Origin of the sequence: Mesorhizobium sp. LNJC394B00, assembly GCF_000502555.1 — a bacterium.
Lineage (GTDB): Bacteria > Pseudomonadota > Alphaproteobacteria > Rhizobiales > Rhizobiaceae > Mesorhizobium.
In genome coordinates, this window is sequence record NZ_AYWH01000005.1 from 211,648 (window position 1) to 228,091 (window position 16,444).

The window sequence follows — 16,444 nt, forward strand, 5'->3', positions numbered from 1 at the left end:
CTACTCCACGATGCGGTAGATGTTCCAAAGGCTGGTGCCTGAAACGACGTAGGGCTCCATCTCCTTGCCCCATTTGGCGTGGGCGTCGATCATGCCGATCCTGGCGAAGAAACCCTCCAGCTGGGCAAGGCTTTCGACCTGATGATGCGATTCGACCGTCGCTTCCCGAGCTCCGATCGAACCGGTCATGATCTGGAACTCGAGATCGGCAATGCCGACCTGAGAGCCGATCNGCCGATCTCGCGTTCCCATTTCTTCAACAGGTCGAGCACGGTCTGCTTGTGCCCGAACTTGGCGTCGATCTGCCATCTGGCGCTGAACATTTTTGTCTCCTCCAGTTTTGCGGCCCAACCGCGGTTGATCTTTCCGCGGTGGAACTACTCGTCCCAGGCCTGCACGACGGTCTGTCGTGCAATCCGCCCATTCTTCAGCTCCAGCATCGCCGCGCAGAACACTTTCGTTCCGTCCGGATAGGCGCAGGCCTGGGTGAAGGCGAGATTGTCGCCATCGGCGATGGTGGTGTCGACCTTGTGGGTCATCGCCCGGCTGCAGATGTCGTCCCAGAAGGTGCTGATCGCCGCCCGGCCGCGGATCTCGCGCGGCTTGCTCGGTGGATTGTTGCGGTCGATCACCCGCACCAGTGCGTCGTCGGCATAGAAGCTAGCGAGCATCCTGCCGTCCCGTCCTTCGATCGCTTTCTTGATCGCCGCGCCGTCCACGCTCTGCGTCTTGGTCAGCATCTTCTCCTCCATGGCCCGTTGATCGGGCGGTTGAATGATCACAAGCAATGCCCGGCGCACCGCCCGGCATTTTCTTTCACTGCGACTTGGCTTTGACGGCTGCGAACACGCCGTCGGTCTGTTGTTTGAAGGTCGCGAAATCGACCTGGCTGCCGTTGAGCATCGTCGACCAGTGGCGCACGATCGCCGCCATCGCGATCGCCTCCTTGATCTCCTCATCGGTCGCGCCATTGAGCTTGGCGGCCTCGGTGTGGAAATAGATGCAGTACTGGCAGGGGATCTGCGAGGCGACGGCCAGCCCCAGCAGTTCCTTGGTCTTGCCGTCGAGCGCGGTCTTGGGGTTGAGCTGCACACCCTTGATCTCGGCCCAGGCGCCGGCAACCGCGACATCGGGCAGCGTCTTGAACATGTCCGGCACTGAGCCGAGCGTCGCCTCGATGTCCTTGTAGGCGGCGGCCGCCGAGGCATCCTCGGCTCTGGCGGGAGCGATCGTGAACAGCGCGCCAACGCCTGCCGCTATCACCAGCGATTTGATCGACCTGTTTGACTTCAGCATTGCATCCTCCATCCGCAGTGCCTTTCCCGGCGACATCCGCCTGGCCTGCATGGAGAGAATTGGTACGCCTCGACCCCACCTGGCCGCTTCGCCCGAAAGCGCCATGGTCCCTATGGCCCGTCCGGGCCAGCCTGCCTGGCGGAAAATGCCGCTGCCGCCGCCCGTGACGGCAAATCGAGCTTCAGCAATATGTTGGCGACATGACGCTTGACCGTATGCTCGCTGAGCCTCAGCTCGGCGGCGATCGCGGCATTGCTCTTGCCGTCGGCGATCAGGATCACCACCTCGCTTTCGCGCGCCGTCAGTTGAGCCGGCTCGGCGGGTTTCGCCTTGGGGCGGCAGGCCGGCTCCAGGTGCTGTTCCGACGTTGCCTGGACCAGCGCCAGCGGCTCGTCCAGCTCATCCACCGTGACACGCCCGGCATCGATGAAATGCAGGCCGGACCCCGCCGCCAGATCGGCGGCCAGCCGCGACGCCAGAATATCGCCGCGCCCGGCATGGGCGGCGATCTGCATCGTCACCCGTGCCATCAGCCCCACCGGCGGCCCGCGCATTTCGACCTCACCGACATGGGCGCCCTGGGCGCTTGCAATGCCCATATGTTGCGCCGCATCGCGCAGTGCCGCCGCGCAGCGTATGGCCCGCGCCGGCCCGTCGAAGCGCGAGATCATCAATTCGCCATGGATGCCGGCGACGCGTCCGCCATGACGGCCGACCAGCTGCTGCCAGCTCTCCTGGAAGCGCTCGCTACGTTCGCTCCACATGCGGTCGCCAACCCGCGCCGTGTCGTAGATGCGTGTCGCCAGAAGAGCGGCAAGCACGCGCTCCGCTTCGGCCACGGCACGCTCGCCGGTCAGGAATTCCTCGATCAGGTCGGCCACCCGGTCGACATCGCCGGTCCAGATCGGGTGGTCGCGCCCGGGGACCTCGACCAATCGCGCATTGGCGATCTCTTTCGCCAGGAAGCGGCTGGCGTCCGGGTCGACCCGCGCGTCGTTGCGGCGATGAATGAGCAGTGTCGGTGCGCCGATCGCCGACAGCACGCCGCGCACATCGATTCCGGCATTCATCCGGGCAAGGGCTGCCGCTGCCGTCGGACTGGCCGACAGCCGCTCGAAGCGGGCCCACCACTGGGTGAAATGCGCATCATCTACCCGGCCGGGAGCGAAGTTGGGCAGTGTGGCGCCCGTGCCCCATTCCGTGCCGGCCGTCGCGATGAAGGCCTCGAGGCGCTCCGGCGACATCACCCATTTGTGGAAATGCGCATAACCGCCATAGAGCGCCAGCGCTCGTGTCCGTTCCGGATAGGTGGCGGCAAACAACATTGCCATCGGCGCGCCTTCCGAAGCGCCGAGCAAGGCCGCGCGGCCGCTGCCGGTGGCATCCATCACCGCGCGCACATCGTCCATGCGGGTTTCGAGGCTGGGCAGGTGGCGTGGGTCGACGCGGTCGGACAGGCCGGTGCCGCGCTTGTCGAACAGGATCAGCCGCGAGAACGCCGAGAGCCGTTTCAACAGCCTGGCGTAGCCCTCGTCTTCCCAATGCAGGTCGAGATTGGAGATGAAGCCAGGCACGAAAACCAGGTCGAACGATCCCTGGCCGACCACCTGATAGGCGATCCGCACGTCGCCGCTGAGGGCATATCGCGTCTCGATCGGCCTCACGTTGCTATCCCGCCCGGCCAGACGATTTCTGATCGCCGACCATAGCAGACGCCCGGCGGATGCGGCAGCCAAACTTTAGAAGACAGGAATATAGCCCGCCGCGAACCGTGTTCGCCCGCCATTTCTGGGGGAGGCTATTTCTGGGGAGCGGCGCTCTCTGCACCCGTGGGTTGGACGTAGCCGATGCTCACATCGGCCTGCTCCTCGGTCTTCGGCCGCTTGATCCTGGCCGAGGCCACGACGACGAGTTCGTCAAAACCTTCGCCGCCGCTGTCCAGCATCTCGAAGAACTGCCGGCGCATCCTGGGCTCCCAGAACTTGTTGATGTGCTCGGCCACGCCCGCCACACCTTCCTCGCGGGGCCTTGAATGGAAGAAGGCGGCGATCTGGTTGGCCATGCGCACCAGCTTTTCCCCGGTGCTCGTGATGTGTTCTTCGTTATGCGACATGCTGGGCAACTCCCAAGACCACCCGTTCCGGGTGGGTGAAAACATCGAAATCGTCGCCGCGCACCAGCGCTACCAGCGTCATGCCGGCCTCTTCGGCGGTGCGGATGGCAAGGGCTGTCGGCGCCGACACGGCGATGACGAAGGCGGAGCCGATCGCCGCCGTTTTCTGCACCATCTCCACCGAGACGCGTGATGTCACCACCACCGCGCCCGATGCACCGTCAATGCCGGCCTTGGCCAGCGCGCCGGCCAGCTTGTCCAGCGCATTGTGGCGGCCGACATCCTCGCGCGCCATGACTATGCCCTTGCCGGGGATGTAGAAGCCCGCTGCATGAACTGCACCGGTTTCCGAATGCAGCGGCTGCACCTTCGACAAAAGCTTGACCGAGCGAACGATGTCGTCAGCTTCAAGCGTAAGCTTGGACGCACCAACCTTGTCGACCGAGCGCATCGCTTCCTCGATCGATTCGATGCCGCATAGCCCACAGCCGACCGGACCGGCCAATCGCCTGCGTCGCGCCTCGAAGCGCGTATTGGCCTGGTCCTTCAACCGGATCTGGATATCGATCCCGGCGCCATGGACCTCGACCTCGATCGCATCGATTTCGTCAGGCAAGGCTATGATGCCTTCGGTCAGAGAGAAGCCGAGCGCGAAATCCTCGAAATCGGCCGGGCTCGCCATCATCACCGCATGGGTGGTGCCGGCAAAGGAGAACGCCACCGGCGTCTCCTCCGGCACCATGCGGTTGGCCGTCGCAGTGCCGCTGGCGCGGTGGGCAAGGCGAGAGATTTGGGTGGTGGCTTGGCGTTTTCGGGTCACGAGGCGCGCCCCTCTGCCCTGTTCGTCCTTAGCAGTAGCTGTGGAGGCTCGCGCCTTTCCTCTCCCCCGTCGATCGGGGGAGAGGTGTCAAGCGAAGCTTGACGGAGTGGGGGTCGACTGCTCGCCAGATAGGCCGGTTTGCCTGCTCTTTGGGTTGTGCGCGACTTTCGACGGCTGCGTGTTGCGGGGCCGGCGTCCCCCACTCCGTCGCCGCTTCGCGGCGCCACCTCTCCCCCCTCCGGAGGGAGAAGAAAGGCGCCAGGCGGCATAAGCTCGCGTCCTTCCTGACGGAGTAGGGGTCGACCAACCGTCAAGATTGAAGCTCTTATTGTCGAACGCCGTGGCAAGACTACTCCGCCGCTTCCAGCTTTGCGATGCGGCGGCTCTGCTCGGCCTGCTCGTTATAATCGCGCTGCCAGTCCGAAGGCCCGTTGGAGGCGCCGACCTGCACCGCGGTCACCTTGTACTCCGGGCAGTTGGTCGCCCAGTCGGAGAAGTCGGTGGTGATGACGTTGGCCTGCGTGTCGGGATGGTGGAACGTTGTGTAGACCACACCTGGCGACACCCGGTCGGTGATCAGCGCACGCAGCGTCGTCTCACCCGAACGGCTGGTCAGCCGCACCCAGTCGCCATCGCGCAGGCCGCGGTTCTCGGCATCGTGCGGATGGATTTCCAGCCGGTCCTCCGAGTGCCACATGACGTTTTCGGTGCGCCTTGTCTGTGCACCGACATTGTACTGGCTGAGGATGCGGCCGGTGGTCAGCAGCAACGGGAAACGGGGCCCGGTCCGCTCGTCGGTCGCCACATATTCCGTCCGGATGAACTTGCCCTTGCCGCGCACGAAGCCGTCGATATGCATGATCGGCGTGCCGAGCGGCGCCTTCTCGTTGCAGGGCCATTGCACCGATCCGACACGGTCGAGCAGATCGAAGGAGACGCCGGCGAAGCTTGGCGTCGTTTTGGCGATCTCGTCCATGATTTCGGAGGGATGCTGGTAGTTCCAATCCAGCCCGATCGCACGGGCAAGCTCCTGTGTCGCTTCCCAGTCGGCGTAGCGCGCCTTCGGCTCCAGAACCTTGCGCACCATGTTGATGCGGCGCTCGGCATTGGTGAAAGTGCCGTCCTTCTCCAGGAAGGTCGAGCCCGGCAGGAAGACATGCGCGTAGTTGGCGGTCTCGTTGAGGAACAGGTCGTGCACGACCACGCATTCCATCGCCGCCAGGCCGGCCGCGACATGCTTGGTATCAGGGTCCGACTGCAGAATGTCCTCGCCCTGGATGTAGATGCCCTTGAACGAGCCGTCGACGGCGGCATCCAGCATGTTGGGGATGCGCAGGCCGGGTTCGTCGTCGAGCTTCACCCCCCAAAGGCTCTCATAGATGTCACGCACCGCCTCGCCCGAGATGTGGCGGTAGCCTGGCAGTTCGTGCGGGAATGAGCCCATGTCGCAGGAACCCTGCACGTTGTTCTGGCCGCGCAGCGGGTTCACGCCGACGCCGGGACGGCCGATATTGCCGGTCGCCATGGCAAGGTTGGCGATAGCCATAACCGTGGTCGAACCCTGGCTGTGTTCGGTGACGCCAAGGCCATAATAAATCGCGCCATTGCCGCCCTTGGCATAGAGGCGCGCAGCACCCCGGATCAGTTCGGGGTCGACGCCGGACAGCTTGCCCACGATTTCGGGGCTGTTTTCCGGCAAGGCGACGAAAGAAGCCCAATCCTGGAACTCCGCCCAGTCGCAGCGATCGCGGATGAAGGCTTCGTCGAAAAGCCCTTCGGTAACGATGACATGCGCCAGCGCCGTCAGCACCGCCACGTTGGTGCCGGGCTTCAGCGGCAGGTGATAGTCGGCCTCGATATGCGCTGACTTGACCATTTCGGTGCGGCGCGGATCGAGCACGATCAGCTTGGCGCCCTGGCGCAGCCGCTTTTTCAGCCGCGAGGCGAACACCGGGTGCGCGGAAGCCGGATTGGCGCCGATGATGACGGCGACATCGGTGAAGTCGACGGAATCGAAATCCTGCGTGCCGGCCGAGGTGCCATAGGTCTGGCCGAGGCCGTAGCCGGTCGGCGAGTGGCAGACGCGGGCGCAGGTGTCGACATTGTTGTTGCGGAAGCCTTGGCGCACAAGCTTCTGCACCAGATAGGTCTCTTCATTTGTGCATCGCGAGGACGTGATGCCGCCGATCGAGGTGCGGCCGTATTGATACTGGATACGGCGGAATTCCTTGGCCGTATGGGCGATGGCCTCTTCCCAGCTCACCTCGCGCCAGGGATCGCTGACCTTTTCCCGGATCATAGGCGACAGGATGCGGTCCTTGTGGGTGGCATATCCATAGGCGAAACGGCCCTTCACGCAGGAGTGGCCGTGGTTCGCCTTGCCGTCCTTGTAGGGCATCATGCGAATGACTTCGTCGTCCTTCACTTCGGCCTTGAACGAGCAGCCGACGCCGCAATAGGCGCAGGTGGTGACGGCGGAGCGCTCGGGCATGCCTTTCTCAAGCACGGTCTTTTCACGCAGCGCATCGGTCGGACAGGCCTGCACGCAGGCGCCGCAGGACACGCATTCGGAGGCGATGAAATCCTCGTGCATGCCGGCGACCATGCGCGATTCGAAACCGCGGCCCTCGATCGTCAGCGCGAAGGTGCCCTGCACCTCCTCGCAGGCCCGCACGCAGCGCGAGCAGACGATACATTGCGCCGGATCATAGGTGAAATAGGGGTTGGACTCGTCGCAGGCGATGTAGTCGACCGCCAGCGAGCCATGGCCGGGCGCGACGCCGTTTTCCTGCTTGACGTGGTTGCGGCCCTCAATGCCGAAGCGGTTCTCGGTCAGGCCGACCGATTTCGCCACAACGTCGAACTCGCTGGCGCCGGTGCCGGCCTTCTCGTTCCAGCCGGTCGGGTGGTCGGAGACGTAAAGCTCCATGACACCGCGGCGGATGGCGTCGAGCCGCTCGGATTGCGTGCGCACCACCATGCCTTCGCCGACGGGGGTCGTGCAGGATGCCGGCGTGCCGCCGCGCCCGTCGATCTCGACCAGGCAGACGCGGCAGGAGCCGAACGAGTCCAGCATGTCCGTGGCGCAGAGTTTTGGGATCTCGACCCCGCCTTCCATCGCCGCGCGCATGATCGACGTACCCTCCGGCACGCTGATGCTGCGGCCGTCGACGATCAGCGTAACCTGCTTTTGCGCCTTCGATTCCGGGGTTCCGTAATCGAGTTCTTCGATGAGTGTCGGGAAGTCGGCCTTGATATTCATCTGCCAGCTCCTATTCAGCAGCCACGCGCGCCGGCGCGGGCTTGAAATCTTCGGGGAAATGGGTGATCGAGCTCATCACCGGATAGGGCGTGAAGCCGCCCAGCGCGCAGAGCGATCCGAACTTCATCGTGTTGCAGAGATCGGTGACCAGTGCCAGGTTCTTCTCCGGCTCGATGCCGGCGGCAAGCCGGTCGATGGTCTCCACCCCGCGTATCGAGCCGATGCGGCAGGGCGTGCACTTGCCGCAGCTTTCGATGGCGCAGAACTCCATGGCAAAGCGCGCCTGCTTCAGCATGTCGGCCGTGTCGTCGAACACGGTGATGCCGGCATGGCCGATCAGCCCGTCGCGCTTCGCGAACTCTTCGTAGTCGAACGGCGTGTCGAACAGGCCGCGCGGGAAATAGGCGCCGAGCGGGCCGCCGACCTGCACCGCCTTCACCGGGCGACCTGTGGCCGTACCGCCGCCGATATCGTCGACGATCTCGCCCAGCGTCATGCCGAACGCCGCCTCGAACAGGCCGCCGAACTTGACGTTGCCGGCGATCTGTATCGGGATCGTGCCGCGCGAGCGGCCCATGCCGAAATCCTTGTAGAAGGCAGCACCCTGGTCCATGATGATGGGCACGGAGGCTAGGCTGATGACGTTGTTGATCACCGTCGGCTTGCCGAACAGACCCTGGATTGCCGGCAGCGGTGGCTTGGCGCGCACCACGCCGCGCTTGCCTTCAAGGCTGTTCAGCAGCGACGTTTCCTCGCCGCAGACATAGGCGCCGGCGCCGACGCGGATTTCCATGTCGAAGGCGTTGGGCGAACCCAGCACGCTGACGCCGAGCACGCCTGCCTTGCGGGCGACCTCGACAGCCTTGTTCATGACAGCCACCGCATGCGGATATTCCGAGCGGATATAGACGAACCCCTTGGTCGCGCCGGTGGCGATGCCGGCAATCGTCATGCCTTCGATGAGCACGAAGGGGTCGCCCTCCATAATCATGCGGTCGGCAAAGGTGGCGCTGTCGCCCTCGTCGGCATTGCAGACGATGTATTTGCGGTCAGATGTCGTATCGAGCACCGTCTTCCACTTGATGCCGGTCGGGAAGCCGGCGCCGCCTCGGCCGCGCAAGCCCGATTCCGTGACCTGTTTGACGATGTCGAGCGGCGCCATGGCCACCGCGTTCTGCAGGCCCTTGAGCCCGCCCAGTGACTTGTAGGCATCGAGCGATAGCGGGTCGTTGATGCCGCAACGCGCAAAGGTCAGGCGCGTCTGCTTGGCCAGGAACGGGATTTTGTCGGGCGCGCCCAGCCAGCGCTTGTGATGCCCGCCGGTGAGAAAGCCGCTGTCGAACAGGCTCTTGACGTCCGATGGCTTGACCGGCCCGTAAGCGACGCGGCCCTTTTCGGTCGCGACCTCGACCATCGGTTCGAGGAAATAGGCGCCGCGCGAGCCGTTGCGGACGATCTTGGCCTCGACGCCCCGTTCAGCCAGTTCCGCACGAACAGCCTTGGCGACCTTTTCGGCGCCGAGCGCCAGCGCGCCGGAGTCACCTGGAATGTAGATGCGCGGGATCATGAGCGTACCTCCCCGACGATCTCTTCGATCTTCTCGTCATCGAGCCGCCCGATCACCTCACCATCCAGCATCGCCGACGGTGAACAGGCGCACAGCCCGAGGCAATAGACAGGCTCAAGTGTAACCGATCCGTCGCGGGTGGTCTCATGGAAATCGATGCCCAGAAACTGCTTGACCTTTGCGGCGATCGCATCCGAACCCATCGACTGGCAGGCTTCCGCCTGGCAGAGCTTGAGCACATGCCGGCCGGCCGGCCGGGCACGGAAATCATGATAGAAGGTCACAACGCCATGCACTTCGGCCCTCGACAGGTTCAGCCCATCGGCGATGACGGGCACGGCGTCCTGCGGCACGTGGCCAAATTCGTCCTGGATCTCGTGCAGGATCGGCAGCAGCGGGCCTTCGAGGCCCTTCAACTCCTGGATGATCGCCGCCGTGCGCGACTGTATCTCGGTACTTGCTGGCTGCATCGTCACGCAGCGCCCTCCCTATCGTAGCGATCGATGCATATATCGTCCAAAAGCATGACGCGGTTTTGGAACAACGACATGCCTACGCCGCTTAATCGCTAAGTGCTTAAGAAATCAGAGAAAACCCCTGAAATCAATAAAGCGGTTTCGTTGCACGATAGAAAATTTCTATCGCGCCGATTGATCAGTTATGACTAGCTCAGCGATTGGCGCGGAAATCGTCTGCCAGCGCCATCGCCTCGTCCAGCAGCGCCTGCACCAGCGGCGTGTGCGGTTCGCGCGGCGCGGCGACCAGCCCGACCGTGTGGCTGGCATCCGGTTCGACGATCGGAATGGCCCGGATCGGCTCGGAAAAACCGAATGTTTCCGCCAGGTTGAGCGGCATGATCGACGACCATTTGCCTGTCCGTATGTGGGAGAACAGCACGATCATCGAGTTGGATTCCAGTGTCGGCCGCACCTGCACGCCGGCCTCGGCCAGATGCTGGTCGATGATGCGGCGGTTCTGCATGTCCGGCGTCAACAAGCAGAGCGGCAGCTGGCTGATTTCGGCCCATGTCACTTTGTCGCGATCCGAATAGGGATTTCCGACCGCCGTGATCAGCTGGTAGCGCTCGTCATAGAGCGGCACGCTGGTCACCCGTCCGAGAGGCTCGTTGTCGAGATAGGTGATGCCGGCATCGACGTCGAAATTGCCGAGCAGCGACAACACCTCGATCGAGGTGCGCGACAGGATAGAGAAGGTGACGCCCGGATGCTTCTCGCGAAATGGCGTCGTCAGCCGCGCCACCATGGCGAGGGCGGTTGGGATGGCGGCAATACGGATACGCCCGGACAGGCCATGTCGCGCCGCCCGCATCTCTTCGCGCATGGTCCTGGAATCGCCGACGATGCGACGCGCCCACACCAGCACCTGCTTGCCTTCCGGCGTCAGCCCCTGAAAGCGCGAACCGCGATTGACCAGCATGACGCCGAGCTGGCCCTCCAGCTGCTTGATCCCGGCCGACAAGGTCGGCTGCGTGACGCCGCACGCTTCCGCCGCCCGGCCGAAATGCTCCTCCTTGGCCAGCGCGATGAAGAATTCGAGCTTGTCGATCATCCCATCCGTCCGTTCGTTGCGCGCAAGGTCGGGGAAATTGCCTTTCGCCGCAAGCTCTACCCGCAATTGGCCATGCATCCACATCTTTGGGCCGGCTGGCTGTTTCCCCCGGCCGAACACGGCGCTATGTGGTTGGATGGAATACGAGGAGATCGGACATGCTGGGCTGGTTCCGCAAGCTTTTGCCGCGCGAAGATCGCTTCTTCGACCTCTTTGAACGGCATTCCCGCACCGTGGTCGGCGGCGCCGAGGCGCTGGAGCAGCTTCTGCAGGGCAAGGACATCGATCGCTGGTGCCAGAAGATCATCGATCTCGAGGACGAGGCCGATCATATCACGGCCGAAGTCCTGCTGGCGGTGCGGCGTTCCTTCATCACGCCTTTCGATCGCGGCGACATCAAGGACCTGATCCAGTCAATGGATGACGCCATCGACATGATGCACAAGACCGTCAAGACGGTGAAGCTGTTCGAAAAGAAGGAATTCGACCCGCTGATGCAGGAGATGGGCGGCGTCATCGTTGCCGCCTCCAGGCTGGTTGCCGAAGCGATCCCGCTGCTCAGCAAGGTCGGCACGCACACGGTACGCCTCAACGCCATCGCCGAAGAGGTCATGCGCGTCGAAAGCCGCGCCGACGATCTGCATGAGCAGGGATTGAAGGACCTGTTCAAGCGGCATGGCCGCAGCGATCCGATGGCCTACCTGATCGGCTCGGAGATCTACGGCCAGCTGGAGAAGGTGGTCGACCGCTTTGAGGACGTCGCCAACGAGATCAGCGGCATCGTCATCGAGAACGTTTAGGCAATGGAAGCCACCATCGCCTTTCCCGTGCTGATCGGCCTTGTCGCCGTCGCGCTGTTTTTCGATTTTCTCAACGGCCTGCACGATGCGGCGAACTCCATCGCCACCATCGTCTCCACCCGCGTGCTGAGACCACAATATGCGGTCCTGTGGGCGGCTTTCTTCAATTTCATCGCCTTCATGTTCTTCGGCCTTCACGTGGCTGAAACCGTGGGAAAAGGTATCGTCGACGTCAGCATCGTCACGCCGGCGGTGATCTTCTCGGCGCTCGTCGGCGCCATCGTCTGGAACATCGTCACCTGGATTGCCGGCATCCCGTCCAGCAGTTCGCATGCCCTGATCGGCGGGCTCGTCGGCGCCGGCGTTGCAAAGGCTGGGCCCGGCGCCATCGTCTGGACCGGGCTTGGCAAGACGGTCGCCGCAATCGTCGTGTCGCCGGCGACAGGGTTTGTTCTGGCGCTGGTCCTGATCCTGGCCGTTTCCTGGCTGTTCGTGCGCCAGACACCGTTCGCCGTCGACAGCACTTTCCGCGTCATGCAGTTCTTTTCGGCCTCGCTTTATTCGCTAGGGCACGGCGGCAACGACGCCCAGAAAACCATGGGCATCATCGCCGTGCTGCTCTATTCGCAAGGTATGCTCGGCGGGACGTTCTACGTGCCGCTGTGGGTCGTCCTCACCTGTCAGACAGCACTGGCGCTCGGCACTTTGTTCGGCGGCTGGCGCATCGTCCACACGATGGGCTCGAAGATCACCCGGTTGAACCCGATGCAGGGCTTCTGCGCCGAGACCGGCGGCGCCATCACCCTGTTTGCCGCCACCTGGCTCGGCGTCCCCGTGTCGACCACCCATACCATCACCGGGGCCATCATCGGTGTCGGCGCCGCCCGCCGCGTCTCGGCCGTGCGCTGGGGCATTGCCGGCAACATCGTCATCGCCTGGATCGTCACCTTGCCGGCCACGGCTGCAATTTCGGCGCTCACCTACCTAGCGGTTGGCCTGGCAGGGTGAGGCGGACACCGGTGGTGCTTGGAGTCGCTGCCAATCTGCACTATCTGAGCCGCAGCCAAACGCCTTAGGGAATAATGCATGTCCGTCACCAAGGAAATCGTCACCGAGCGTCTGAAGACGGTCAACGGGCCGGACTTCACCGGCAACATCGTCGACCTCGGCATGGTTTCGGAGATTTTCATCGCCGATTCGAAAGTGTTTTTCTCGATCACCGTTCCCGCCGCCCGCGCACAGGAGATGGAGCCGCTGCGCGCTGCAGCCGAGCGTGTCGTCAAGGCGATCCCTGGTGTCGCCGGCGCCGTCGTCGCGCTGACGGCGGAGAAGAAGGGCGGCGGCATGGAGGCTCCGGTTGCGTCGCGTCCCGCGCCCAGGCCCGCACCGCCGGCTGCGCCAGGCGGGCCGCGCCCAGCTCCACACACTCCAGCCCCGCACGCCTCGGCCTCGCAAAGCTCGGGCAAGCGCGGCGTGCCCGGAATCGAGGCGATCATCGCGGTGGCGTCCGGCAAGGGGGGCGTCGGCAAGTCGACCACCGCTGTCAACATCGCGCTTGGCCTCGCCGCCAACGGTTTGCGTGTCGGCGTGCTCGATGCCGATATTTATGGCCCGTCCATGCCCAGGCTGCTCAACATCCATGGCCGGCCGCAGACCGTCGACGGCAAGATCCTGAAACCGATGGAGAATTACGGCCTTAAGGTGATGTCGATGGGCTTCCTCGTCGACGAGGAGACGCCGATGATCTGGCGCGGTCCGATGGTGATGTCGGCGCTGACGCAGATGCTGCGCGAGGTCGAATGGGGCCGCCTCGACGTGCTCGTCGTCGACATGCCGCCCGGCACCGGCGACGCCCAGCTGACTATGGCCCAGCAGGTGCCGCTGGCCGGCGCCGTCATCGTCTCGACGCCGCAGGACCTGGCGCTGATCGACGCCCGCAAAGGATTGAATATGTTCAAGAAGGTCGACGTGCCGCTGCTCGGCATCGTGGAGAACATGAGCTATTTCATAGCCCCCGATACCGGCAAGCGCTACGACATCTTTGGCCATGGCGGGGCGCGGCGCGAGGCCGAGCGACTCGGCGTGACCTTCCTCGGCGAAGTGCCGCTGGAAATGGGCATTCGCGAAAGTTCTGATGAAGGTGCTCCGGTGGTGGCGTCGAAGCCAGACAGCGCCGAGGCGAAGATCTATCGCGGCATTGCTTCGAAGGTCTGGGACCGGGTCAACGAAGAACGCGGCGCGGCCGAAGCGGCGGTGCCGAACATCGTGTTCGAGTAGCTCGGATATCCCTCCCCCTTGAGGGGAGGGTGGCCCGAAGGGCCGGGTGGGGTCCGCGGTGACACGCTCGACGCTATTTCTTTACAAGTCGAGGCAGCTCAACTCACGTTGAGGCAGTTGAGGCGACCCCACCCGCCTCGCTTCACGAGGCACCCTCCCCTCAAGGGGGAGGGGAACCCACCTTCTCGCCAAAGCTTGAAAAGAACTGCAAGGCCAGCTTCTTCGAAGTCGATTCGATGAGCCGGCTGCCGAGTTGGGCGATCTTGCCGCCGACTTCGGCTTTGGCCGCGTATTTGAGGACCGTCGCATCCGGCCCGTCCGCCGTCAGCGTCACGTCGGCGCCACCCTTGGCGAAGCCGGCAATACCGCCCTTGCCCTCGCCCTGGATGGTGTAGGAGTGCGGCGGCTTCAGGTTCTTCAACGTCACCTCGCCGTTGAATGTCGCCTTGATCGGTCCGATCTTCAACACCACCGTCGCCGCCATTTCGGTCGGCGATTTCATCTCCAGGTGCTGGCAGCCGGGAATGGTCGCCTGCAAAACCTTCGGGTCGTTCAGCGCGTCCCACACTTTCTGCAGGGGGGCGGCAATGCGTTCCTCGCCTTCGACCACCAAAGCCATCGACACCTCCCGGACAGACTTCGAAGGCCTAACGCACGGTCTGGTCTGTGTCTATCGCACCAAAGTCCGGTTGCGACGGTGCGCCCTCTTGCCTGCTTCCGCGCGTTGCCATATCGATTTGTCTTACAAATACGGAGACCATGATGGCAGGCGCCCCCACCGGAAAGAAGAAATTTCGCTCGCAGGAGTGGTTCGACAATCCCGACAATCCAGGCATGACCGCGCTCTACCTCGAGCGCTACCTGAACTACGGCCTGACGCGGGCCGAGTTGATGTCGGGCAAGCCGCTGATCGGCATCGCCCAGACCGGCTCGGATCTGTCGCCGTGCAACCGCCACCATATCGAACTGGCCAAGCGCGTGCGCGAAGGCATCGTCTCGATGGGCGGCATCCCCTTCGAATTCCCGTGCCATCCGATCCAGGAGACCGGCAAGCGCCCGACCGCGGCACTCGACCGCAACCTTGCCTATCTCGGCCTGGTCGAAGTGCTTTACGGCTATCCGCTCGACGGCGTCGTGCTGACCATCGGCTGCGACAAAACCACGCCGGCGCTGCTGATGGCGGCGGCCACCGTCAATATTCCGGCCATAGCACTTTCGGTCGGACCGATGCTCAATGGCTGGCACAAAGGCAAGCGCACGGGATCCGGCACCATCGTCTGGGAATCGCGCCAGCGGCTCTCCGCCGGCGAGATTGACTATGACGAGTTCATGGACATCGTCGCCTCATCGGCGCCGTCGACCGGCTATTGCAACACCATGGGCACCGCCACCACGATGAACTCGCTGGCAGAGGCGCTCGGCATGCAATTGCCGGGTTCGGCCGCCATTCCCGCACCCTACCGCGAGCGCGGCCAGATCTCCTATGAGACCGGCAAGCGCATCGTCGAGATGGTGCATGAGGATCTGAAGCCGTCCGACATCATGACGCGCAAGGCCTTCGAGAACGCCATTGTCGTCAATTCGGCGATTGGCGGCTCGACCAATGCCCCGATCCACCTCAACGCGATTGCCCGTCATCTCGGCGTGCCGCTCACCAATGACGACTGGCAGACGGTCGGCCTCCATGTGCCGCTCATCGTCAATCTGCAGCCATCGGGCGAATATCTCGGCGAAGACTATCATCATGCCGGCGGCGTGCCGGCTGTGGTGGCCGAACTGATGAAGGCCAAGCTGCTGCCCTATCCCGAAGCGATGACCGTCAACGGGAAATCGATCGGCGACAATTGCAAGGATGTGGCCAACGAGAACACCGACGTCATACGCACCGTCGCCGAGCCGCTGAAGGCCAATGCCGGCTTCATTAATCTCAGCGGCAATCTGTTCGATTCCGCAATCATGAAGATGAGCGGCATCTCGCCGGAATTCCGCGAACGCTATCTCTCCAACCCGAACGACCCGGAAGCCTTCGAGGGCAACGCCATGGTCTTCGATGGTCCCGAGGACTACCACGCCCGCATCGACGATCCGGCGCAAGGCATCGACGAGCACACCATCCTGTTCATGCGCGGCGCCGGCCCAATCGGCTATCCCGGCGGCGCCGAGGTCGTCAACATGCAGCCGCCGGCCTATCTCATCAAGAAGGGCATTCACGCGCTGGCCTGCATCGGCGATGGCCGCCAGTCGGGCACATCCGGCTCGCCGTCTATCCTCAACGCTTCGCCGGAGGCCGCCATTGGCGGCGGCCTGGCGCTGCTCAAGACCGGCGACCGTGTGCGCATCGATTTACGGAAAGGCACTGCCAACATCCTCGTCACCGACGAGGAAATCACGCGCCGCCGTGCCGAACTGCAGGTCGATGGCGGCTATCATTATCCCAAGCATCAGACGCCATGGCAGGAGATCCAGCGCTCCATGGTCGACCAGTTCTCGGAGGGCATGGTGCTGAAGCCGGCGGTGAAATACCAGGACGTCGCGCACACCAGCGGCGTGCCGAGGGACAACCACTGAGCACCCGCTTGATATGAAAATGCCGGCCTGATCGGGCCGGCATGAAAGCCTTGGCGTAAGCTTGTTTGGATGGCGGCCTCAGGGTGGAGGCGGGCCGGACGAAGCGGCGATGGCTGTGATGCCGGAGAGTCGTCCTGCCTTGCGGATGACTGGTGTGTGATACTGTTTCTTC

The 16,444-nt window shown here is 63.7% G+C and carries 14 protein-coding genes and 1 pseudogene; 4 read left to right on the forward strand and 11 right to left on the reverse strand.

Features of this window, described 5'->3' with window-relative positions; translation table 11 throughout:
* The 10 genes and pseudogenes from X751_RS1000000168625 to X751_RS145695 all read right to left on the reverse strand — a co-directional run bounded on the left by X751_RS1000000168625 (position 1) and on the right by X751_RS145695 (position 10,627).
* Positions 1-323: pseudogene (locus tag X751_RS1000000168625) on the reverse strand (hypothetical protein).
* A gap of 54 nt (positions 324-377) precedes the next feature.
* Positions 378-740 carry a nuclear transport factor 2 family protein gene (locus tag X751_RS145735; protein WP_023688799.1) on the reverse strand — a complete coding sequence of 121 codons (363 nt, stop codon included), beginning with the start codon at positions 738-740 and terminating at the stop codon, positions 378-380.
* A gap of 76 nt (positions 741-816) precedes the next feature.
* Positions 817-1,296 carry a carboxymuconolactone decarboxylase family protein gene (locus tag X751_RS145730; protein ID WP_023688798.1) on the reverse strand — a complete coding sequence of 160 codons (480 nt, stop codon included), beginning with the start codon at positions 1,294-1,296 and terminating at the stop codon, positions 817-819.
* Positions 1,297-1,406: 110 nt separating this feature from the next.
* Positions 1,407-2,960: an alpha/beta fold hydrolase gene (locus X751_RS145725; protein WP_023673422.1), complete on the reverse strand. Its 1,554-nt coding sequence runs from the start codon at positions 2,958-2,960 to the stop codon at positions 1,407-1,409.
* 134 nt (positions 2,961-3,094) lie between these two features.
* A complete protein-coding gene (locus tag X751_RS145720; protein WP_023673423.1) occupies positions 3,095-3,409 on the reverse strand; it encodes a formate dehydrogenase subunit delta in 315 nt (104 codons plus the stop codon).
* Positions 3,399-4,229 (reverse strand): formate dehydrogenase accessory sulfurtransferase FdhD, encoded by an 831-nt coding sequence (gene fdhD, locus X751_RS145715; protein ID WP_023745239.1) that lies wholly within the window; start codon positions 4,227-4,229, stop codon positions 3,399-3,401. Before fdhD ends, X751_RS145720 begins: the two co-directional genes overlap by 11 nt.
* Before the next feature lie 349 nt (positions 4,230-4,578).
* Positions 4,579-7,491 (reverse strand): formate dehydrogenase subunit alpha, encoded by a 2,913-nt coding sequence (gene fdhF, locus X751_RS145710; RefSeq protein ID WP_023745240.1) that lies wholly within the window; start codon positions 7,489-7,491, stop codon positions 4,579-4,581.
* 10 nt (positions 7,492-7,501) lie between these two features.
* The gene (locus X751_RS145705) at positions 7,502-9,058 is read right to left on the reverse strand and encodes an NADH-quinone oxidoreductase subunit NuoF (protein WP_023736170.1); all 1,557 of its coding nucleotides are present in this window, start codon (positions 9,056-9,058) and stop codon (positions 7,502-7,504) included.
* Positions 9,055-9,534, reverse strand: a complete 480-nt coding sequence (locus X751_RS145700) for a formate dehydrogenase subunit gamma (RefSeq protein WP_023745241.1) — start codon at positions 9,532-9,534, stop codon at positions 9,055-9,057. Before X751_RS145700 ends, X751_RS145705 begins: the two co-directional genes overlap by 4 nt.
* Before the next feature lie 193 nt (positions 9,535-9,727).
* Positions 9,728-10,627 carry a LysR family transcriptional regulator gene (locus tag X751_RS145695; protein ID WP_023688790.1) on the reverse strand — a complete coding sequence of 300 codons (900 nt, stop codon included), beginning with the start codon at positions 10,625-10,627 and terminating at the stop codon, positions 9,728-9,730.
* Positions 10,628-10,785: 158 nt separating this feature from the next.
* Between X751_RS145695 and X751_RS145690 the strand changes: the two genes are divergently transcribed.
* From X751_RS145690 to X751_RS145680, 3 genes are all read left to right on the forward strand, one after another.
* Entirely contained in the window at positions 10,786-11,427 is a 642-nt protein-coding gene (locus X751_RS145690) for a DUF47 domain-containing protein (RefSeq protein WP_023673429.1), read from the forward strand.
* Between the two features lie 3 nt (positions 11,428-11,430).
* Positions 11,431-12,435, forward strand: a complete 1,005-nt coding sequence (locus tag X751_RS145685; RefSeq protein ID WP_023703518.1) for an inorganic phosphate transporter — start codon at positions 11,431-11,433, stop codon at positions 12,433-12,435.
* Between the two features lie 78 nt (positions 12,436-12,513).
* Positions 12,514-13,704 (forward strand): Mrp/NBP35 family ATP-binding protein, encoded by a 1,191-nt coding sequence (locus tag X751_RS145680; RefSeq protein ID WP_023703517.1) that lies wholly within the window; start codon positions 12,514-12,516, stop codon positions 13,702-13,704.
* Positions 13,705-13,864: 160 nt separating this feature from the next.
* Here the strand turns inward: X751_RS145680 and X751_RS145675 are convergent, their stop codons facing one another.
* A complete protein-coding gene (locus tag X751_RS145675; RefSeq protein ID WP_023745242.1) occupies positions 13,865-14,323 on the reverse strand; it encodes a carbon monoxide dehydrogenase subunit G in 459 nt (152 codons plus the stop codon).
* A 143-nt stretch (positions 14,324-14,466) separates the two neighbouring features.
* Here X751_RS145675 and X751_RS145670 point away from each other — a divergent pair, with 143 nt between their 5' ends.
* The gene (locus X751_RS145670) at positions 14,467-16,272 is read left to right on the forward strand and encodes an IlvD/Edd family dehydratase (RefSeq protein ID WP_023688786.1); all 1,806 of its coding nucleotides are present in this window, start codon (positions 14,467-14,469) and stop codon (positions 16,270-16,272) included.
* Positions 16,273-16,444: the final 172 nt, after the last annotated feature.